A 14,041-nucleotide genomic window follows, 5' to 3' on the forward strand; every position below is an offset into this window, starting at 1 on the left:
GCGAAGCGTTAGCTTTTTTCTTCTGCATCCCCATCGGCACGTTCCGCGCCAGCGAAACCGTCTTCTTCCTCTTTCTGATGCGTCAGGCCGATATGAAGTAGAACCGGTGCGGCAACAAAGATCGACGAATAAGTACCGACAATGACACCAAAAATCATGGCCGTCGCGAAGCCGCGGATCACTTCGCCCCCGAAAATATAAAGGGCAACTAGGGCCAGTAACGTCGTGACCGAGGTCATGACCGTCCGGGTCAGGGTTTCGTTGATGGAAAGATTGATCAGCTCCGCGACCGACAGCTTCTTGTAACGGCGGAAGTTCTCGCGAATCCGGTCATAGACCACCACGGTATCGTTGATTGAATAGCCGACAATCGTCAGGATAGCCGCAACGGAGGCGAGATTAAACTCGATCCGTGTAATGGCGAACATGCCGATGGTCAGAATAACGTCATGGACCAGCGCGATAACTGCACCGACAGAATAATGCCACTCAAACCGCAGCCAGATATAAACCAGCATGGCCAGCACGGCGACGACGACCGCCTCCGTCGCGGCGATAACCAATTCTTCCGAGACCGTCGGCCCGACGAATTCCACGCGACGGTAGGAAATTTCATCACCGAAATCTGATGCCAACTGCTGTTTGATCACGGTCACCGCTTCCTGCTGGGCGGAGGCATCACCTTCCTGTCGCTGTACGCGGATCAGGATATCTGTATCGCTGCCGAAAGTCTGAAGCGCCACCTGGCCCAAGCCCAGCCCGCCGAGAGAGCCACGCATATCACCGAGATCCGGCGCGGTTTCCGTCCCGACCTCAATCAGGATACCACCTTCGAAATCGATACCCTTGTTAAACCCGATTGTCAGGAAGGCCCCGATTGATCCAAGGATCAACACCGCCGACAGAATAAAGGCGATCATCCGGTATTTCAGGAAGGGGATGGCGGTATTATCCGGCACAAGCTTGATTTTATACATGTTTCCGGTCCCCTAAATCTCGAGTGTCTTCGGGCGCTTGCGCTGCATCCAGAAGGAAATAAGCATGCGCGAGAGCATAATCGCCGTGAACATGGAACTGATAATCCCGATCAGCAGCGTCACCGCAAAGCCCTTGACCGGCCCGGAGCCCATCACGAACAGGATAACGGCGGCAATACCGGTGGTGACGTTGGCGTCGATAATCGTTGTAAAAGCCCGCGCAAATCCGGAATTAACCGCATTCAACGGCGTCTTACCCACTCTAATTTCTTCGCGGATACGCTCAAAAATCAGGACGTTAGCATCTACCGCCATACCGATGGTAAGAACGATACCCGCAATACCGGGCAGCGTCAGCGTTGCTCCCAGAACAGAAAGAACCGCCATGATCAGGAATATATTCATTGCCAGCGCCACATTGGCAAAAATGCCGAACAGGCCATAGCTTGCGATCATGAAGACCGCGACAGCGATAATACCGATAATACCGGCGATCTCACCGGCGGCAATACTGTCCGCGCCCAAGTCAGGCCCAACGGAACGTTCTTCCAGAATATCAAGCGGCGCCGGAAGCGCGCCCGCCCGGAGGAGCAACGCAAGGTCCTGCGCGCCCGCTACATTGAAACCACCACTGATGACAGCGGAGCCACCCAAAATCGGCTCATTAATGCGCGGTGCACTGACGACCTTGTTATCGAGAACAATTGCGAAAGGCTTGCCGACATTATCGGTCGTTGCCCGGCCAAACTGCTTCGCCCCCAGCCCGTCAAAACGGATAGAGACGACCGGCTGACCCTGCTGAAAAGTGGCCTGCGCATCTTCCAGATTCTCACCAGAGACCATGGTCCGGCTCTTGATAATGTATGTCCGGCCATCTTCTTGAATCGACGGAAGCCGTTTGGAGCCCGGCGGCACTCGACCAGCCGCGCCAACATCGGAAGTCAGGTCAACTAGGTGAAAGGTAAGCTGCGCCGTTTCGCCCAGAAGGCGCTTGATCCGGTCCGGATCATCGATCCCCGGCAATTGCACCAGAATACGATCGGTTCCTTGTCGCTGGATTGCGGGCTCATTCACGCCCGTCTCATCGACACGGCGGCGGACAATCTCGATAGACTGATCAACAGCAGCACTGAGCCGCGCGGTAATCGCCGATTCACTTGGCGTCAGGGTAACGCGGCCTTCATCGGAGGCGATCACGACATCGCGCTGTCCGTTCGCCATGATATTCGATAAATCCGAAAGCCGTTCTCGCGCTTTTTCCTCATCCGCCGGATCCCGAAGGGTGAAGGACACCACTTCGCCGTCATGCCCAAGATCGCGATACCCGACATTATCGCCCTGTTGTCGCAAGCTGTCGCGCACGCCATCGACAAGGCTATCCATCATCTTGGTTTTTACGGTGTCGGCATCAATCTGCAACAGAAGGTGGGACCCCCCTTGCAGATCAAGCCCGAGATTAACCTGTTTCGTCGGCATCCAGTCCGGCAATCCACTGAGTGCCGATTTACCAACGAAATTAGGAAGCGTGTAGAGTATCCCGAAGGCGCAAACGATCGCCACAACGATAATCTTCCACGTGGGGAAACGGTTCATGAGGGTTGGCCGTTATTTCTTGAAAAACTTGCTAACCGGATTGCCGCCCGCGGGCTTATCCCCTTCGGCCTTATCGTCACCACCATCTTTCGGCGCGGCAGGCGCAGGCTCACCCTTGGTCTTGACTTCCGTCAGGGTCGATTTCACAACATCGATGCGAACTTCCGGTGCAACTTCAATCTGGACGACATTATCGTCACGCACTTTGGTCACTTTACCCATGATGCCACCGGCGGTGACAACATTGTCGCCGCGGCGAACCGCCTCAATCATGGCGCGGTGTTCCTTTGCCCGTTTCTGCTGCGGACGAATAAGAAGAAAGTAAAACACGACACCGATCAGTACGAGCGGCAAAAGTTGGGTTAGTCCTTGGTCCATCGTAATAGGTCCTTTGGTACAATTCGTGACGAAGGGATGACAGCGCTCTGCCCTCCCCGTGGAAATACTGAACGACTTTTATATTGTTCCTGCCGCGCAATGCAAGCCGCAATCGGAAATCTCCGTTAATTGGAGGATCCTTGGGGCTGCCTGACGAACGGGCGCTTGAACATTCCGCCGTATGGTGGCATTTATGTTGCCTGTCCCGTAAATTGGGGTCTGCCCCTTCTGATTTCAATTGGTGAATATGAGTAACGATAAAATCCTCACGCAGCTGACGCGCATCGCCGACAGCCTTGACCGTCTGGCGCCACCCGCAACGACTCCTGTTGATCTCGACAGCGGCGACGCTTTTGTCTGGGAAGCCGAAAGCAATCACTTGCGTGTTATTCCAAAGGTCAACCATGTGGATATGTCGATCCTGCATGGGATCGACCGGGTCCGCGACATTCTCTATGACAACACCCTACGCTTCGCCAAGGGCCTGCCCGCCAATAACGCGCTGCTCTGGGGCGCGCGCGGCATGGGGAAAAGCTCCCTCGTCAAGGCATCCCACGCGCAAGTGAATGAGGAAATGGAGAACACGCTCGCATTGATCGAGATTCATCGGGAGGATATCCCTTCCCTCCCCACCCTGATGCAACAGCTTCAGAAAACAGATCGGCGCTCTGTCATCTTCTGCGATGATCTGTCATTCGACAGCGACGATTCCACTTATAAATCCCTCAAAACCGTGCTCGATGGTGGGCTGGAGGGTCGGCCCGCGAATGTGATCTTCTACGCCACATCAAACCGCCGCCATATGATGCGCAGGGACATGATCGAAAATGAGCGTTCCACCGCCATCATGCCGTCGGAAGCGATTGAGGAAAAAGTTTCGCTCTCTGATCGGTTCGGCCTCTGGCTCGGCTTCCATAGCTGTTCGCAGGATGAATATCTCGAGATGATTCGCAGATACCTCAAACATTACAACATCCCGATCAGCGAGGAAGAGTTCACGCGAGAGGCGATCGAATGGACCCGCACCCGCGGCAGCCGATCGGGCCGTGTCGCCTGGCAATATATTCAGGACGTCGCCGGACGAACCGGCACCGTCATCGAGTGATCGATAAAGTAATATAAAAAACGAAAGACGGCGATATGGAAGCAAGTTTCTGGCACGACAGATGGAACGCCAACGAAATCGGGTTTCACCAACCCAAACCCAATGCCCTGCTTGAAAGAAATTTCGCGGTGCTGGCTCTCCCGAAAGGAAGCCGTATTTTTCTGCCGCTCTGTGGCAAAACGCTTGATATCGGTTGGCTTCTTGCGAACGGATATCGGGTTGCCGGCGCAGAACTCAGCGAAAATGCCGTTAAACAGCTATTTGAAGAATTGGGCGTCACCCCTGACATTACGCCAACGGGCAAGCTCACCCGCTATAGCGCGTCGGATATCGATATCTTTGTTGGTGATATCTTTGAATTGTCTGCCGACCTGCTGGGTACGGTTGATGCTGTTTATGACCGGGCTGCCCTGATCGCCCTGCCCGACGAGATGCGCAGACGATACGCGGGACATCTGCGGGAAATCGCCGGCACGGTCTCACAACTGCTAATCACAATCGAGTATGATCAGAGCAAAATGCCGGGCCCACCCTTCTCTGTTGACGGCGAAACAGTGAAAAGCCTCTATAACGGCAGCTACCGCATTACCTCGCTTGAAGAGAAAGAAATACGCGGCGGGTTTAAAGGGCAGATCCCCGCGAGTGAGGTCGTTTGGCATCTCGACAAGGCCTGACCTTGTTCAGGCCGCTTTACCTCAGGCGTAATTGATTATCCTACGGGAGTGAGTCAGGATGGGGTTTCCTTTAATTTACAAGAAGCGCTCCGATGACGAAAACTGACCTTACCGCCTATATCCGTGACAGAATGCCCCTCTGTGCGACCCTCGGGATGAAAGCCGAGAAAATAGCCGCCGATGAAGTAATCCTGACCCTCGATTGGGCGACGGGCCTTTGTACCAGTGCGGGCATCCTCCACGGTGGGGCCATAATGGCGCTTGCCGATAGTGCCGGTGGTGCGGCCGCCTTTGCCAACCTGCCCGAAGGCGCGAGCGGAACATCCACCATTGAATCGAAGACCAACTTTCTCGGTGCCGTGCGGAAGGGGCGCGTCACAGCGACAGCCAAACCACTCCATGTCGGTGGCTCGACAATTGTCATCGAGACGGAAGTCAGGAATTCGGATGGGAAGCTGATCGGCAAGGTCACCCAGACACAGACTGTGCTGCGCCCGAGAGGCTGATCAAATTATTGCAGCATCGCTACGGGATTGATCGCGCGGCCCTTTTTGCGAATTTCGAAATGCAACTGGCTGCGCGTTACGCTCCCCGACGATCCGGCATAGGCGATGACCTCACCCTTTTTAACCGCATCGCCCTTGGCAACCTCAGCCCGCTCCGTATGGCCATAGGCGGTGACATAGCCGTCCGCATGGGACACCAGGATGAGGTTCCCGAAGGAGCGCATTTCATTTCCAACATAGGAAACCACTCCATTTTCCGCCGCGCGGATGGGCGTCCCCTCCTTCACGGCGATATTGAGACCGTCATTGTGAAAGCCGGTCTTCTTTTTGCCAAAGCCGGAAATAATCTGACCCTTCACGGGCCAGCTGAAGGATTTACCGCTCCGTTTGGGCGGCGCTTTCGTTGTATATTGGCGCGTCGGTACGGGCGGAATATCCAGCTTCGCCATCTGATAGCTGGTTTCAGACTTGGCCGGTGCCGGAGTTGCCTTCGGAACTGATTTAGGCGCTGCGGCCTTAGTCGTCATGACCGCCGGGTTCGCCTTTGGCGACGCTTGCGGGGCGGAGACGACCTGCGGCAGGGAATTGATCACGACCCGTTTCACGGGTTGCGTCGACGTATTTATAGCAGCAGGTTTTGGTGCGGGCCAAGCGGACATATCGGCGGAGGCAACCCGAACCTCCCCTTTGTCTTCAGTGGAATTTTCAATTTCGTTCCCGGCATCAGCGTATAAGGCGCATCGAGAAAGTTAAAATGCGCCACTTCCGACATTTCCACATCATACACACGAGAGATTGCGTAAAGGGTTTCCCCGGCCGCACGGAATGAGTATGGAACGCGGGCACTTTCAATTGCTGACCGGGGTAAATCAAGTATGGATCACGCATATTATTCATGGCGATCACCGATTTGACCGGCACATTGCTGCGCGCCGCCAGCTTAGAGAGCGTATCCCCGCCGCGCACGGTCACATACTGATAGGAAAGATCCTGATAATAGGGCGAGAAATCAGCAGGCATAACGACTTTGGCGGTCACCAGCTGCGGTTTCGGCGCACGCACGATCTTGGCGCTTTTGTAGCGCGGAAGATAGTCGTCATAAAGGCAGCCCGCCAACATCGGGAGCAGCAGGCTTACGCAGGCAACGCGACTGAAAAAGATACATACCTCGCCATAATGCTCCAATATTAAGCATATTTGGCTCCGAATCACAACAAATTTAACCACATACAAGATGTAGTGTTAATTTAAGATTATTCAGCAACCCCTTGAACCATGGGAACGAATCGAACAGGCAACATGACCTCTTCCGAGACATTGCCCTGCTGGTCCTTAATTAACCGCAAGATATGCTGGTTTGCGGAATCCCGTCCCACCGGGAGCACCATAACCCCATCTGGCCCGAGTTGATCAAGCAAGGCCTCGGGCACTTCTTCCGCTGCGGCGGTTACGATAATCCGATCAAAAGGCGCCTGCTCCGGCCAGCCCTTATATCCATCACCGAGCCGCGTGGTAATATTGGTGATTTTGAGTTCCTCGAATACAGCCTCCGCCTGCTCCAGCAGGTTTCGGTACCGTTCGATTGAATAGACACGACGGCACAGGCGGGCAAGGATCGCCGTCTGGTATCCGGATCCGGTCCCGATTTCCAGTACCTTGCGCCGCTTGTCGAGGTTAAGCAACTGGGTCATATAGGCAACCACATAGGGTTGGCTGATAGTTTGGCCACTGGCGATGGGAAGGGCAATATTCTCATACGCCCGGTCCCGGAAGGTCTTCGGCACGAAAGCATCGCGCGATACCCGCTCAATCGCCGAGAGGACCTCCGTATTGCTGATCCCCTGCCGACGAAGTTCCATAATCAGGCGGATTTTCTGAGCAGGATTGTCAATCACGCAAATGCCTTCTTGATCTTGTCGGCAAGTGCAACTTTCGTCAGGTTCAGCTTGAGCGGTGTGACGGAAACTTTTTTGTTGATAACGGCCCATAGATCCGTGCCCTTCGGCGGGTCGCCGAGTGATGGCCGGTAGCCAAGCCAGAAATATTCCCGCCCGCGCGCATCGACCCGGTCATCAATGGAAAGATTGGATAAATCGCGCTTTCCTTGCCGCGTTACATCAATGCCCTCAACCTCTTCGGTTGTGATAGCGGGAAAGTTGATGTTGATCAGGACGTCCGGACCCCATTCCAACTTGATCAGCTTGCGAATAATATCAGGCGCAAGTTCGGCTGCCGTATCCCAATGAAAGATATCACTCCCGAGAATGCACTGGCTGATCGCGATAGAAGGAACTCCCAGAAGGCACCCTTCACTTGCGGCCGCGACCGTGCCCGAATAGAGGACATCTTCGCCAAGATTGCCGCCCCGGTTGACGCCGGAAAGGATCAAGTCAGGGCGTTTATCCTTGAACAGATAATTCATCGCCATCATAACGCAGTCCGTCGGTGTCCCCTCTACCGAGTATTCCCGGTCACTGTATTTATTAATACGGATGGGGTCATGCAGGGTAAGAGACCGCGAGGCGCCGCTCTGTTCTTTTTCGGGGGCGACCACATAGATATCATCCGACAGTTCGGCCGCAATTCGCCGAAGAGTTTCCATTCCGGGTGCGTTATACCCGTCATCATTACTCAGTAAAATTCGCAAAATCTTTAATCCTTATTCTTCTTTGTTTTAGGCCCGGATTTCCGTCACTCCGCCCATATAAGGCACGAGTACTTCCGGTATCTTGATTGATCCATCCGCCTGTTGATAGTTTTCCATCACCGCGATCAACGTCCGCCCAACAGCAAGGCCGGAGCCATTTAGCGTATGTACGAATTGCGTTCCCTTCTCTCCTTCGGGACGATAGCGTGCCTTCATACGGCGAGCCTGGAAATCGCCGCAGGTTGAGCAGCTTGAAATCTCCCGGTAGCTATCCTGCCCCGGCAGCCAGACTTCAATGTCATATGTCTTGCGCGCGCCGAAACCGGTATCGCCGCTACAGAGCACGACAACCCGGTACGGCAGGTCGAGGCGCTTGAGGATATCTTCTGCGCAAGCCGTCATACGCTCATGCTCGTCGTCAGACTGCTCCGGCGTGGTGATTGAGACCATTTCGACCTTCGCGAACTGATGCTGGCGCAGCATGCCGGCGGTATCCTTGCCCGCAGATCCCGCCTCGGACCGGAAGCAGAGTGTATGGGCGGTAAAACGCTTCGGCAGTTCATCTTCACTCAGGATGCTCTCACGCACGAGGTTGGTCAGCGGCACTTCCGAAGTCGGGATCATATATTGATCTTCCCCCGTCCTGTACGCATCTTCTGCAAACTTCGGGAGCTGCCCGGTGCCAAACATGGCATCTGCTCGCACCATCACCGGCGGGGAGACTTCAAGATAGCCTTTTTCCAGCGTATGCACATCAACCATAAAGGCCGCCAACGCCCGTTCCAGCCGGGCAATCTGGCCGCTGGTGACGACGAAACGCGAGCCGGAGAGTTTCGCCGCCGTCTCGAAATCCATCATGCCAAGGGCTTCGCCAAGCTCGTAATGCTCTTTCGGGTCGAAATCAAAAGTCGGAATATCACCGACACGGCGAAGCTCGACATTGTCGTCCTCACTCGCGCCATCCGGCACTTCGTCTTTCATGATATTGGGAAGTACACTGAGCGCTGTATCAAGCCTCTCCTGCAATTCCCGCTCAAGTTCTGTATTTCTCTGGGCCTCATCTTTGAGGTCTGCCACCTCGCGGATCAACGCATCGGCATCGGCACCGGACGCTTTTGCCTTGCCGATTTCTTTTGCTGCTGCGTTACGCCGCGCCTGCAGCTCCTGCATTTCTGTCTGGACACTCCGTCGATAGACATCAACCTTGAGCAGCTCCTCGGATTGCGGCGGCAAGCCGCGCCGCTTCATGGCCGCGTCAAAAGCTTCCGGATTTTCCCTGATCCATTTTAAATCGAGCATAGATACGTCATTTCAGTTTCTGAAGGATGGATGTTCTGTGTATAAGGGCGCGGTCGCCCGACGTCCAGAGGGCTTTGCGCCGTCCTTCAAATTTATCTCAAAAATGTGGTGACCAGCCCACAGGCGGCGATGAAAGATCAGTCTTCGTCTTCCAATGCTTCCCGCGCTTCGCGTTTTTTCTCGACCATACGGACGCTGACGATTGAAATCGCGTAGAGGACGATGATCGGGATGGCGAGGGTGATCTGGCTCAAGGGATCGGGTGGTGTCAGGATTGCCGCCGCGATAAAGGCAAAAACGATAGAATATTTGAATTTCGCCTTCAGCCCCGCAGAAGAGACAATGCCAACACGCCCAAGCAGCGTCAGCAAAACCGGAAGCTGGAAGCAAAGACCAAAGGCGAAGATCAGCTTCATGGAGAGGCTGAGATACTCGCTGACCCGCGTCTCCGACTGGATCGGCAGGGCCATCGGCTCGGACGGCGTGGGCAGGTAATTCACCATTGTCGGGTAATGCTCGACAATTGCGGCAACAGCCCGCGCATAGAGGCTGGCCTGGCCGTTACTTTCAAAGCTGAGCAGGAATTTCCACGCCAGTGGCATAACGATTTCATAGGCCAATGCGCCACCTAAGAAAAACAGGATCGGCGTCACCACAAGAAAGGGCAGAAACGCGCTCTTTTCATTCTTGTAAAGGCCTGGTGCCACAAAAATCCAGATCTGAGTTGCAATAATCGGGAAAGAGACAAACATCGCCGTGAAGAAGGCAATCTTGATATAAGTGAAGAAGGCCTCGTGCAGGCCGGTGAAAATCATCCGGCGGCCTTCGATATCATCGCCCATCGCCTCCACTAACGGTCGGACGAGAAAGGCAAACAGATCCTCCGCCACGACGTAGCAAAGGATAAACGCGACGAGAAGCGCAATGACCGAGTAAACCAGCCGATTGCGGAACTCGATCAGATGCTCCATCAGGGGAGCCTTGCTCTCGTCAATCTCCGTTTCGTTCACGACGCTTTGGTTTCCGATTTAGGCACTGGCGGAGCATCCGCTGTCTTGACAGGGGCAGGCTCAGCGGGTTTGGCGGGGGCGGTCTTCTCTGCGACCGATGGTGCGTCGGCCTTGGCGGGGCTTTGCGTCCCCTCCCCGCTTTTTACTGGAGGGGTAGAATAGTTATTGGCGCTGTCGCGCGGATCCCGGATCTGCGGCTTGATATCGTTGAACATATTCTCTTTGGAACCGGTTGGGTCGACTGCATCCTCGATCTGCTTCTTGATATTGAAATCCGTCCCCTTCTGAATATCCTTCTTGATTTCATCCAGTTCCGTCTCCCGGGCAAGATCATCGATGCCGGACTGAAAGTCCCGCGCCATGGAGCGGGCCTTACGAACATATTTTCCGATGGTCGAGATTGCCTTTGGCAGGTCTTTTGGTCCGATGACCAGCACAGCGATCACCAGCACAAAGGCCATTTCTGTCCAGCCAATATCAAACATGGCTATTCACTTCGTCCAGGTTGAAGGGTTTCACGAATGAGGCCGCGTAAGGCTTAGCCTTGCGCCGCCTTGTCCTTGCTATCGGCCTTGTCATTATTGCTGGCGGATTCAAGCACTTCAGGCTTGCTCTCCTCGGCCTTCTCCGGCTTGTCGTCTTCGTTCATCCCGCTTTTGAAATTCTTGATGCCCTTTGCCAGATCACCGGCAACGCGCGGCAGCTTGCCGGCACCAAAAATAATGAGCACGATGACAAGAATTAGAATAATTTGCCACGGACCAATACTCATGTTCTATGCTCCTGTTCTCATCTCGAGAATATCTTAAATCTATATGACGACCGCAAACACCGAAAAGTTTCCAACCCTGGACTTTTTCAAGGAACTCTGCGGCTCTCCCTTCGTTTTATATAAAGGTCTATAGGCGTTTATACGACATTTAATTTGCGTTTGATATGTGTTTATCGACGTATGTGCCATTTCCAGGCTCCGGAAAAATGAAAACGCCGCCTAAATTTAGCGAGAAAGAGCAGCTTTCCCCCACCTTCGGCTGATACATCGACGCGACGCGCGCTGTCGCCCGAAAACCGCTCTCAAACTGGATATCGATCAGGCTATAGGCCCCAAGATTACGCGATAGCACCACTTTCCCCGTCGGCGCGTTAACGTCGACCACGGGCAGGAATCGGATCGCCTCCGGGCGGATCAGGATCTCGGCCGCCTTGTCACCTGTCGCAGCAGCAGTAATGGGTATCGGCCCGAGGTCAGTTTCGAAAAAATCACCATTCCGGCGCGCAGGAACCCGGTTTACATCGCCGAGGAAGGACGCCACGAATGCATCAACCGGACGATCATAAAGCTCACCGCCGGGGCCTTGCTGCACGATTTTACCGGCGCGCATCAACACAATTTCGTCAGCCATGCGCAAAGCCTCTTCTGGATCATGGGTGACCATCAACACGGTCGTGCCCATTTCCTTCAAGAGGGCCAGCGTCTCATCCCGCACCCGATTACGCAAAACTGCGTCGAGGCCGGAGAATGGCTCATCCATCAGCATGATACGAGGGCTTGGGGCGAGTGCCCGGGCAAGCGCCACGCGCTGCTGCTCCCCACCGGAGAGCATATGCGGGTATTTCTGTGCCGAGGACGCCATGCCGACGGTCTCCAACATCGCATGCGCCCGCGCGCGCCTTTCCTCCCCGCTGAGGTGCGAGAGGCCGAAAGCAACATTATCCGCCACAGTCAGATGCGGAAACAGGGCGTAATCCTGAAACATCAGCCCGACGCGGCGATCCTCGGGTCCGACAAAGACGCGGTCATCGGCCATCACCTCGCCTTCAATGCTGATTTCACCGCTCATCGGGCTTTCAAGCCCCGCGGCAAGGCGTAACGTCGTCGATTTACCGCAGCCTGACGGCCCGAGCAGGCAGACAAGCTTGCCCGCCCCCACTTCCAGATGCTCGATATCGACGGAATTTACCCCGTCATACTGATGACGGACATTCCTGAAAACCAGATTACTCATTAAAAATCGTTTCTCGAAGCTGTATGCTGTCCCGGCCGGGATTTAGCGATTGCCCGGCTGAGGATAATAACCGGCAGGATACCGACAATAACTATGGCCAACGATGGTCCCGCCGCATCAGCGAGCCGCTCGTCACTCGCCATTTCATAAGCACGGATCGCCAATGTGTCAAAGCCAAAGGGCCGCAAAACGAGGGTCGCCGGTAACTCCTTCATCACATCAACAAAGACAAGCAGGACCGCCGTCATCAGGCTGCCCGAAATTATCGGGACATGCACCCGGAACATCTTTTTCAGTCCCGTAACACCGAGGGTTCGTGCGGCACGATCCATATTGGGCGTAACTGTATCCACCCCGGCCTCCACCGTATTGAGGGAAATTGCAAGGAACCGCACAATATAGGCAAACAAGAGCGCAACCATGGTGCCACTTAAAATCAACCCGGTCGAGATACCAAACGCGTCACGCATCCAGCTATCGACCGCGTTATCGACAAATCCGAAGGGGAGCATGATCCCGACGGCGAGCACAGGGCCTGGCACCGCGTAGCCCATTGAGGCAACGCGCAGCGCCCCCTGCTCCAGCCGGGACGGCGCACGGCTTTCCCGCCGCAGACCGTAGATCAAGAACAATGCGAGCAATAGCGACAGCCCCGCCGCGATCAGGGCCACGGTCACGCTGTTCAGCACCAACTGCGGAAAATGGGCGTTAAAGGCGCTGCTGGAATGCGATATACTGTCTTTCAGGAGCCATCCGGTCGGCAGCAGAAAACCGAGAATAATCGGAAGCGCGCAGGCCAGCATGGCAAACCCTTGCCGCCCCTTGGGGAGAGAATAGCGGGTGATTTTCTGATATCGCCCGGTCGTGTGATGGAATTTCCGTTTTCCCCGATTAAATCGCTCGATCAGGATCAGGGTAAAGACAAAGAGCATCAGGATCGCCGCGAGTTGCGCCGCTGCCGCCGGCTCCCCCAGGCCAAACCAGGTCCGGTAGATGCCGGTGGTAAAGGTATCAACGGCGAAATACTCAACAGTGCCGAAATCACTCAACGTCTCCATCAGCGCCAACGCAAGGCCTGTGACAATGGCCGGACGGGCGAGCGGAAGCGCAATCGAGAAGAAACCGCGCCACGGCCCGCGCCCCAATGTCCGCCCCACTTCCAGCGCACAGATCGATTGCTCCAGAAAGGCTGCGCGGCTGACCAGATAGACATATGGATAGAGCACAAGACCGAGCATGGTGATGGCACCACCAAGGCTCCGGATCGACGGGAACCAGTAATCTGCCCGGCTCCAGCCAAACGTCTCACGGAGTGCTGTCTGGATAGGCCCCGCAAAATCGAACATGCCGGTATAAGTATAGGCAATGATATAGGCGGGCATGGCAAGCGGCAGGAACAGTGCCCATGAGAATATCCTTCGCCCTGGAAATTCACACATGGTGACCAGCCAAGCTGTCCCCACTCCGATCACTAACACCATGGCCGCAACGCCGAGCGTCAACAGGAGCGTGTTATAGAGATAGGTCGGCAGAACCGTACTGGCGAGATGAGCCCATATGTCCTGCGCGGGCACAAAGACATAGCCGAGGACAGCTAGTACCGGGATCGACAGGATGAGCGCAATCAGCAACACAAAGCCCGTCGCAAGGGACGCGCCCTTGCGCCGCCGCCCCTGCCGCGCAAGCGGTTGCTGATTTTCAAACTCCAGTACTGCCAATGATATCCCTCATTCCAGTTCACGCGAAGGGGCTTATCTAAGCCACCCGGCGCAATCGGTAAATAATAATCATTTGCAAGGGATAAGAAAAGGCGGATGTTAGCGGCAAATCGCCGCGTTTTGCCGTA

General features: G+C 55.0%; 16 protein-coding genes. 3 read left to right on the forward strand and 13 right to left on the reverse strand.

Annotated features, from left to right (window positions below):
- Positions 1–8 precede the first annotated feature (8 nt).
- The 3 genes from secF to yajC are packed head-to-tail and all read right to left on the reverse strand — an operon-like array spanning position 9 to position 2,948.
- Entirely contained in the window at positions 9–977 is a 969-nt protein-coding gene (secF, locus tag AC0L73_RS02865; RefSeq protein WP_227950527.1) for a protein translocase subunit SecF, read from the reverse strand.
- A 12-nt stretch (positions 978–989) separates the two neighbouring features.
- Positions 990–2,570 (reverse strand): protein translocase subunit SecD, encoded by a 1,581-nt coding sequence (gene secD, locus AC0L73_RS02870; protein ID WP_227950524.1) that lies wholly within the window; start codon positions 2,568–2,570, stop codon positions 990–992.
- Between the two features lie 12 nt (positions 2,571–2,582).
- Positions 2,583–2,948: a preprotein translocase subunit YajC gene (gene yajC / locus AC0L73_RS02875; protein ID WP_227950522.1), complete on the reverse strand. Its 366-nt coding sequence runs from the start codon at positions 2,946–2,948 to the stop codon at positions 2,583–2,585.
- Between the two features lie 247 nt (positions 2,949–3,195).
- Here yajC and AC0L73_RS02880 point away from each other — a divergent pair, with 247 nt between their 5' ends.
- From AC0L73_RS02880 to AC0L73_RS02890, 3 genes are all read left to right on the forward strand, one after another.
- Positions 3,196–4,053: an ATP-binding protein gene (locus AC0L73_RS02880; protein ID WP_473654808.1), complete on the forward strand. Its 858-nt coding sequence runs from the start codon at positions 3,196–3,198 to the stop codon at positions 4,051–4,053.
- Between the two features lie 35 nt (positions 4,054–4,088).
- Positions 4,089–4,727, forward strand: a complete 639-nt coding sequence (tmpT, locus tag AC0L73_RS02885; RefSeq protein ID WP_473654809.1) for a thiopurine S-methyltransferase — start codon at positions 4,089–4,091, stop codon at positions 4,725–4,727.
- Positions 4,728–4,819: 92 nt separating this feature from the next.
- Positions 4,820–5,233, forward strand: coding sequence for a PaaI family thioesterase (locus AC0L73_RS02890; RefSeq protein ID WP_473654810.1), 414 nt, complete (start codon positions 4,820–4,822; stop codon positions 5,231–5,233).
- Between the two features lie 5 nt (positions 5,234–5,238).
- On the opposite strand, the gene AC0L73_RS02895 is transcribed toward AC0L73_RS02890, so the two are convergent.
- The 10 genes from AC0L73_RS02895 to AC0L73_RS02940 all read right to left on the reverse strand — a co-directional run bounded on the left by AC0L73_RS02895 (position 5,239) and on the right by AC0L73_RS02940 (position 13,829).
- Entirely contained in the window at positions 5,239–5,826 is a 588-nt protein-coding gene (locus AC0L73_RS02895; RefSeq protein ID WP_473654811.1) for a murein hydrolase activator EnvC family protein, read from the reverse strand.
- A 130-nt stretch (positions 5,827–5,956) separates the two neighbouring features.
- Entirely contained in the window at positions 5,957–6,418 is a 462-nt protein-coding gene (locus AC0L73_RS02900) for a LysM peptidoglycan-binding domain-containing protein (protein ID WP_473654812.1), read from the reverse strand.
- Between the two features lie 68 nt (positions 6,419–6,486).
- Positions 6,487–7,125, reverse strand: a complete 639-nt coding sequence (locus AC0L73_RS02905; protein ID WP_415776522.1) for a protein-L-isoaspartate(D-aspartate) O-methyltransferase — start codon at positions 7,123–7,125, stop codon at positions 6,487–6,489.
- On the reverse strand, positions 7,125–7,880 hold the full coding sequence (gene surE / locus AC0L73_RS02910; RefSeq protein ID WP_227950509.1) for a 5'/3'-nucleotidase SurE: 756 nt from the start codon (positions 7,878–7,880) through the stop codon (positions 7,125–7,127). The genes AC0L73_RS02905 and surE overlap by 1 nt, the downstream gene beginning before the upstream one ends.
- 27 nt (positions 7,881–7,907) lie before the next feature.
- Positions 7,908–9,179 carry a serine--tRNA ligase gene (serS, locus tag AC0L73_RS02915; RefSeq protein ID WP_473654813.1) on the reverse strand — a complete coding sequence of 424 codons (1,272 nt, stop codon included), beginning with the start codon at positions 9,177–9,179 and terminating at the stop codon, positions 7,908–7,910.
- 137 nt (positions 9,180–9,316) lie between these two features.
- Positions 9,317–10,189: a twin-arginine translocase subunit TatC gene (tatC, locus tag AC0L73_RS02920; protein ID WP_227950505.1), complete on the reverse strand. Its 873-nt coding sequence runs from the start codon at positions 10,187–10,189 to the stop codon at positions 9,317–9,319.
- Positions 10,186–10,674: a Sec-independent protein translocase protein TatB gene (gene tatB / locus AC0L73_RS02925; protein ID WP_473654814.1), complete on the reverse strand. Its 489-nt coding sequence runs from the start codon at positions 10,672–10,674 to the stop codon at positions 10,186–10,188. Before tatB ends, tatC begins: the two co-directional genes overlap by 4 nt.
- Before the next feature lie 53 nt (positions 10,675–10,727).
- Positions 10,728–10,961, reverse strand: coding sequence for a twin-arginine translocase TatA/TatE family subunit (gene tatA / locus AC0L73_RS02930; protein ID WP_227950500.1), 234 nt, complete (start codon positions 10,959–10,961; stop codon positions 10,728–10,730).
- A 148-nt stretch (positions 10,962–11,109) separates the two neighbouring features.
- Entirely contained in the window at positions 11,110–12,195 is a 1,086-nt protein-coding gene (locus tag AC0L73_RS02935) for an ABC transporter ATP-binding protein (RefSeq protein ID WP_473654815.1), read from the reverse strand.
- A complete protein-coding gene (locus AC0L73_RS02940; RefSeq protein WP_473655408.1) occupies positions 12,195–13,829 on the reverse strand; it encodes an ABC transporter permease in 1,635 nt (544 codons plus the stop codon). The genes AC0L73_RS02935 and AC0L73_RS02940 overlap by 1 nt, the downstream gene beginning before the upstream one ends.
- Positions 13,830–14,041: the final 212 nt, after the last annotated feature.

The sequence above is a fragment of the Sneathiella sp. D3-11 genome, assembly GCF_055809395.1.

Coding starts and splice junctions, on each gene's coding strand:
- AC0L73_RS02890 (WP_473654810.1), top strand. CDS start 4,820: ATGACGAAAACTGACCTTACCGCCTATATCCGTGACAGAATGCCCCTC.
- tatA (WP_227950500.1), bottom strand. CDS start 10,961: ATGAGTATTGGTCCGTGGCAAATTATTCTAATTCTTGTCATCGTGCTC.
- serS (WP_473654813.1), bottom strand. CDS start 9,179: ATGCTCGATTTAAAATGGATCAGGGAAAATCCGGAAGCTTTTGACGCG.
- yajC (WP_227950522.1), bottom strand. CDS start 2,948: ATGGACCAAGGACTAACCCAACTTTTGCCGCTCGTACTGATCGGTGTC.
- AC0L73_RS02880 (WP_473654808.1), top strand. CDS start 3,196: ATGAGTAACGATAAAATCCTCACGCAGCTGACGCGCATCGCCGACAGC.
- AC0L73_RS02935 (WP_473654815.1), bottom strand. CDS start 12,195: ATGAGTAATCTGGTTTTCAGGAATGTCCGTCATCAGTATGACGGGGTA.
- tatB (WP_473654814.1), bottom strand. CDS start 10,674: ATGTTTGATATTGGCTGGACAGAAATGGCCTTTGTGCTGGTGATCGCT.
- secD (WP_227950524.1), bottom strand. CDS start 2,570: ATGAACCGTTTCCCCACGTGGAAGATTATCGTTGTGGCGATCGTTTGC.
- tmpT (WP_473654809.1), top strand. CDS start 4,089: ATGGAAGCAAGTTTCTGGCACGACAGATGGAACGCCAACGAAATCGGG.
- secF (WP_227950527.1), bottom strand. CDS start 977: ATGTATAAAATCAAGCTTGTGCCGGATAATACCGCCATCCCCTTCCTG.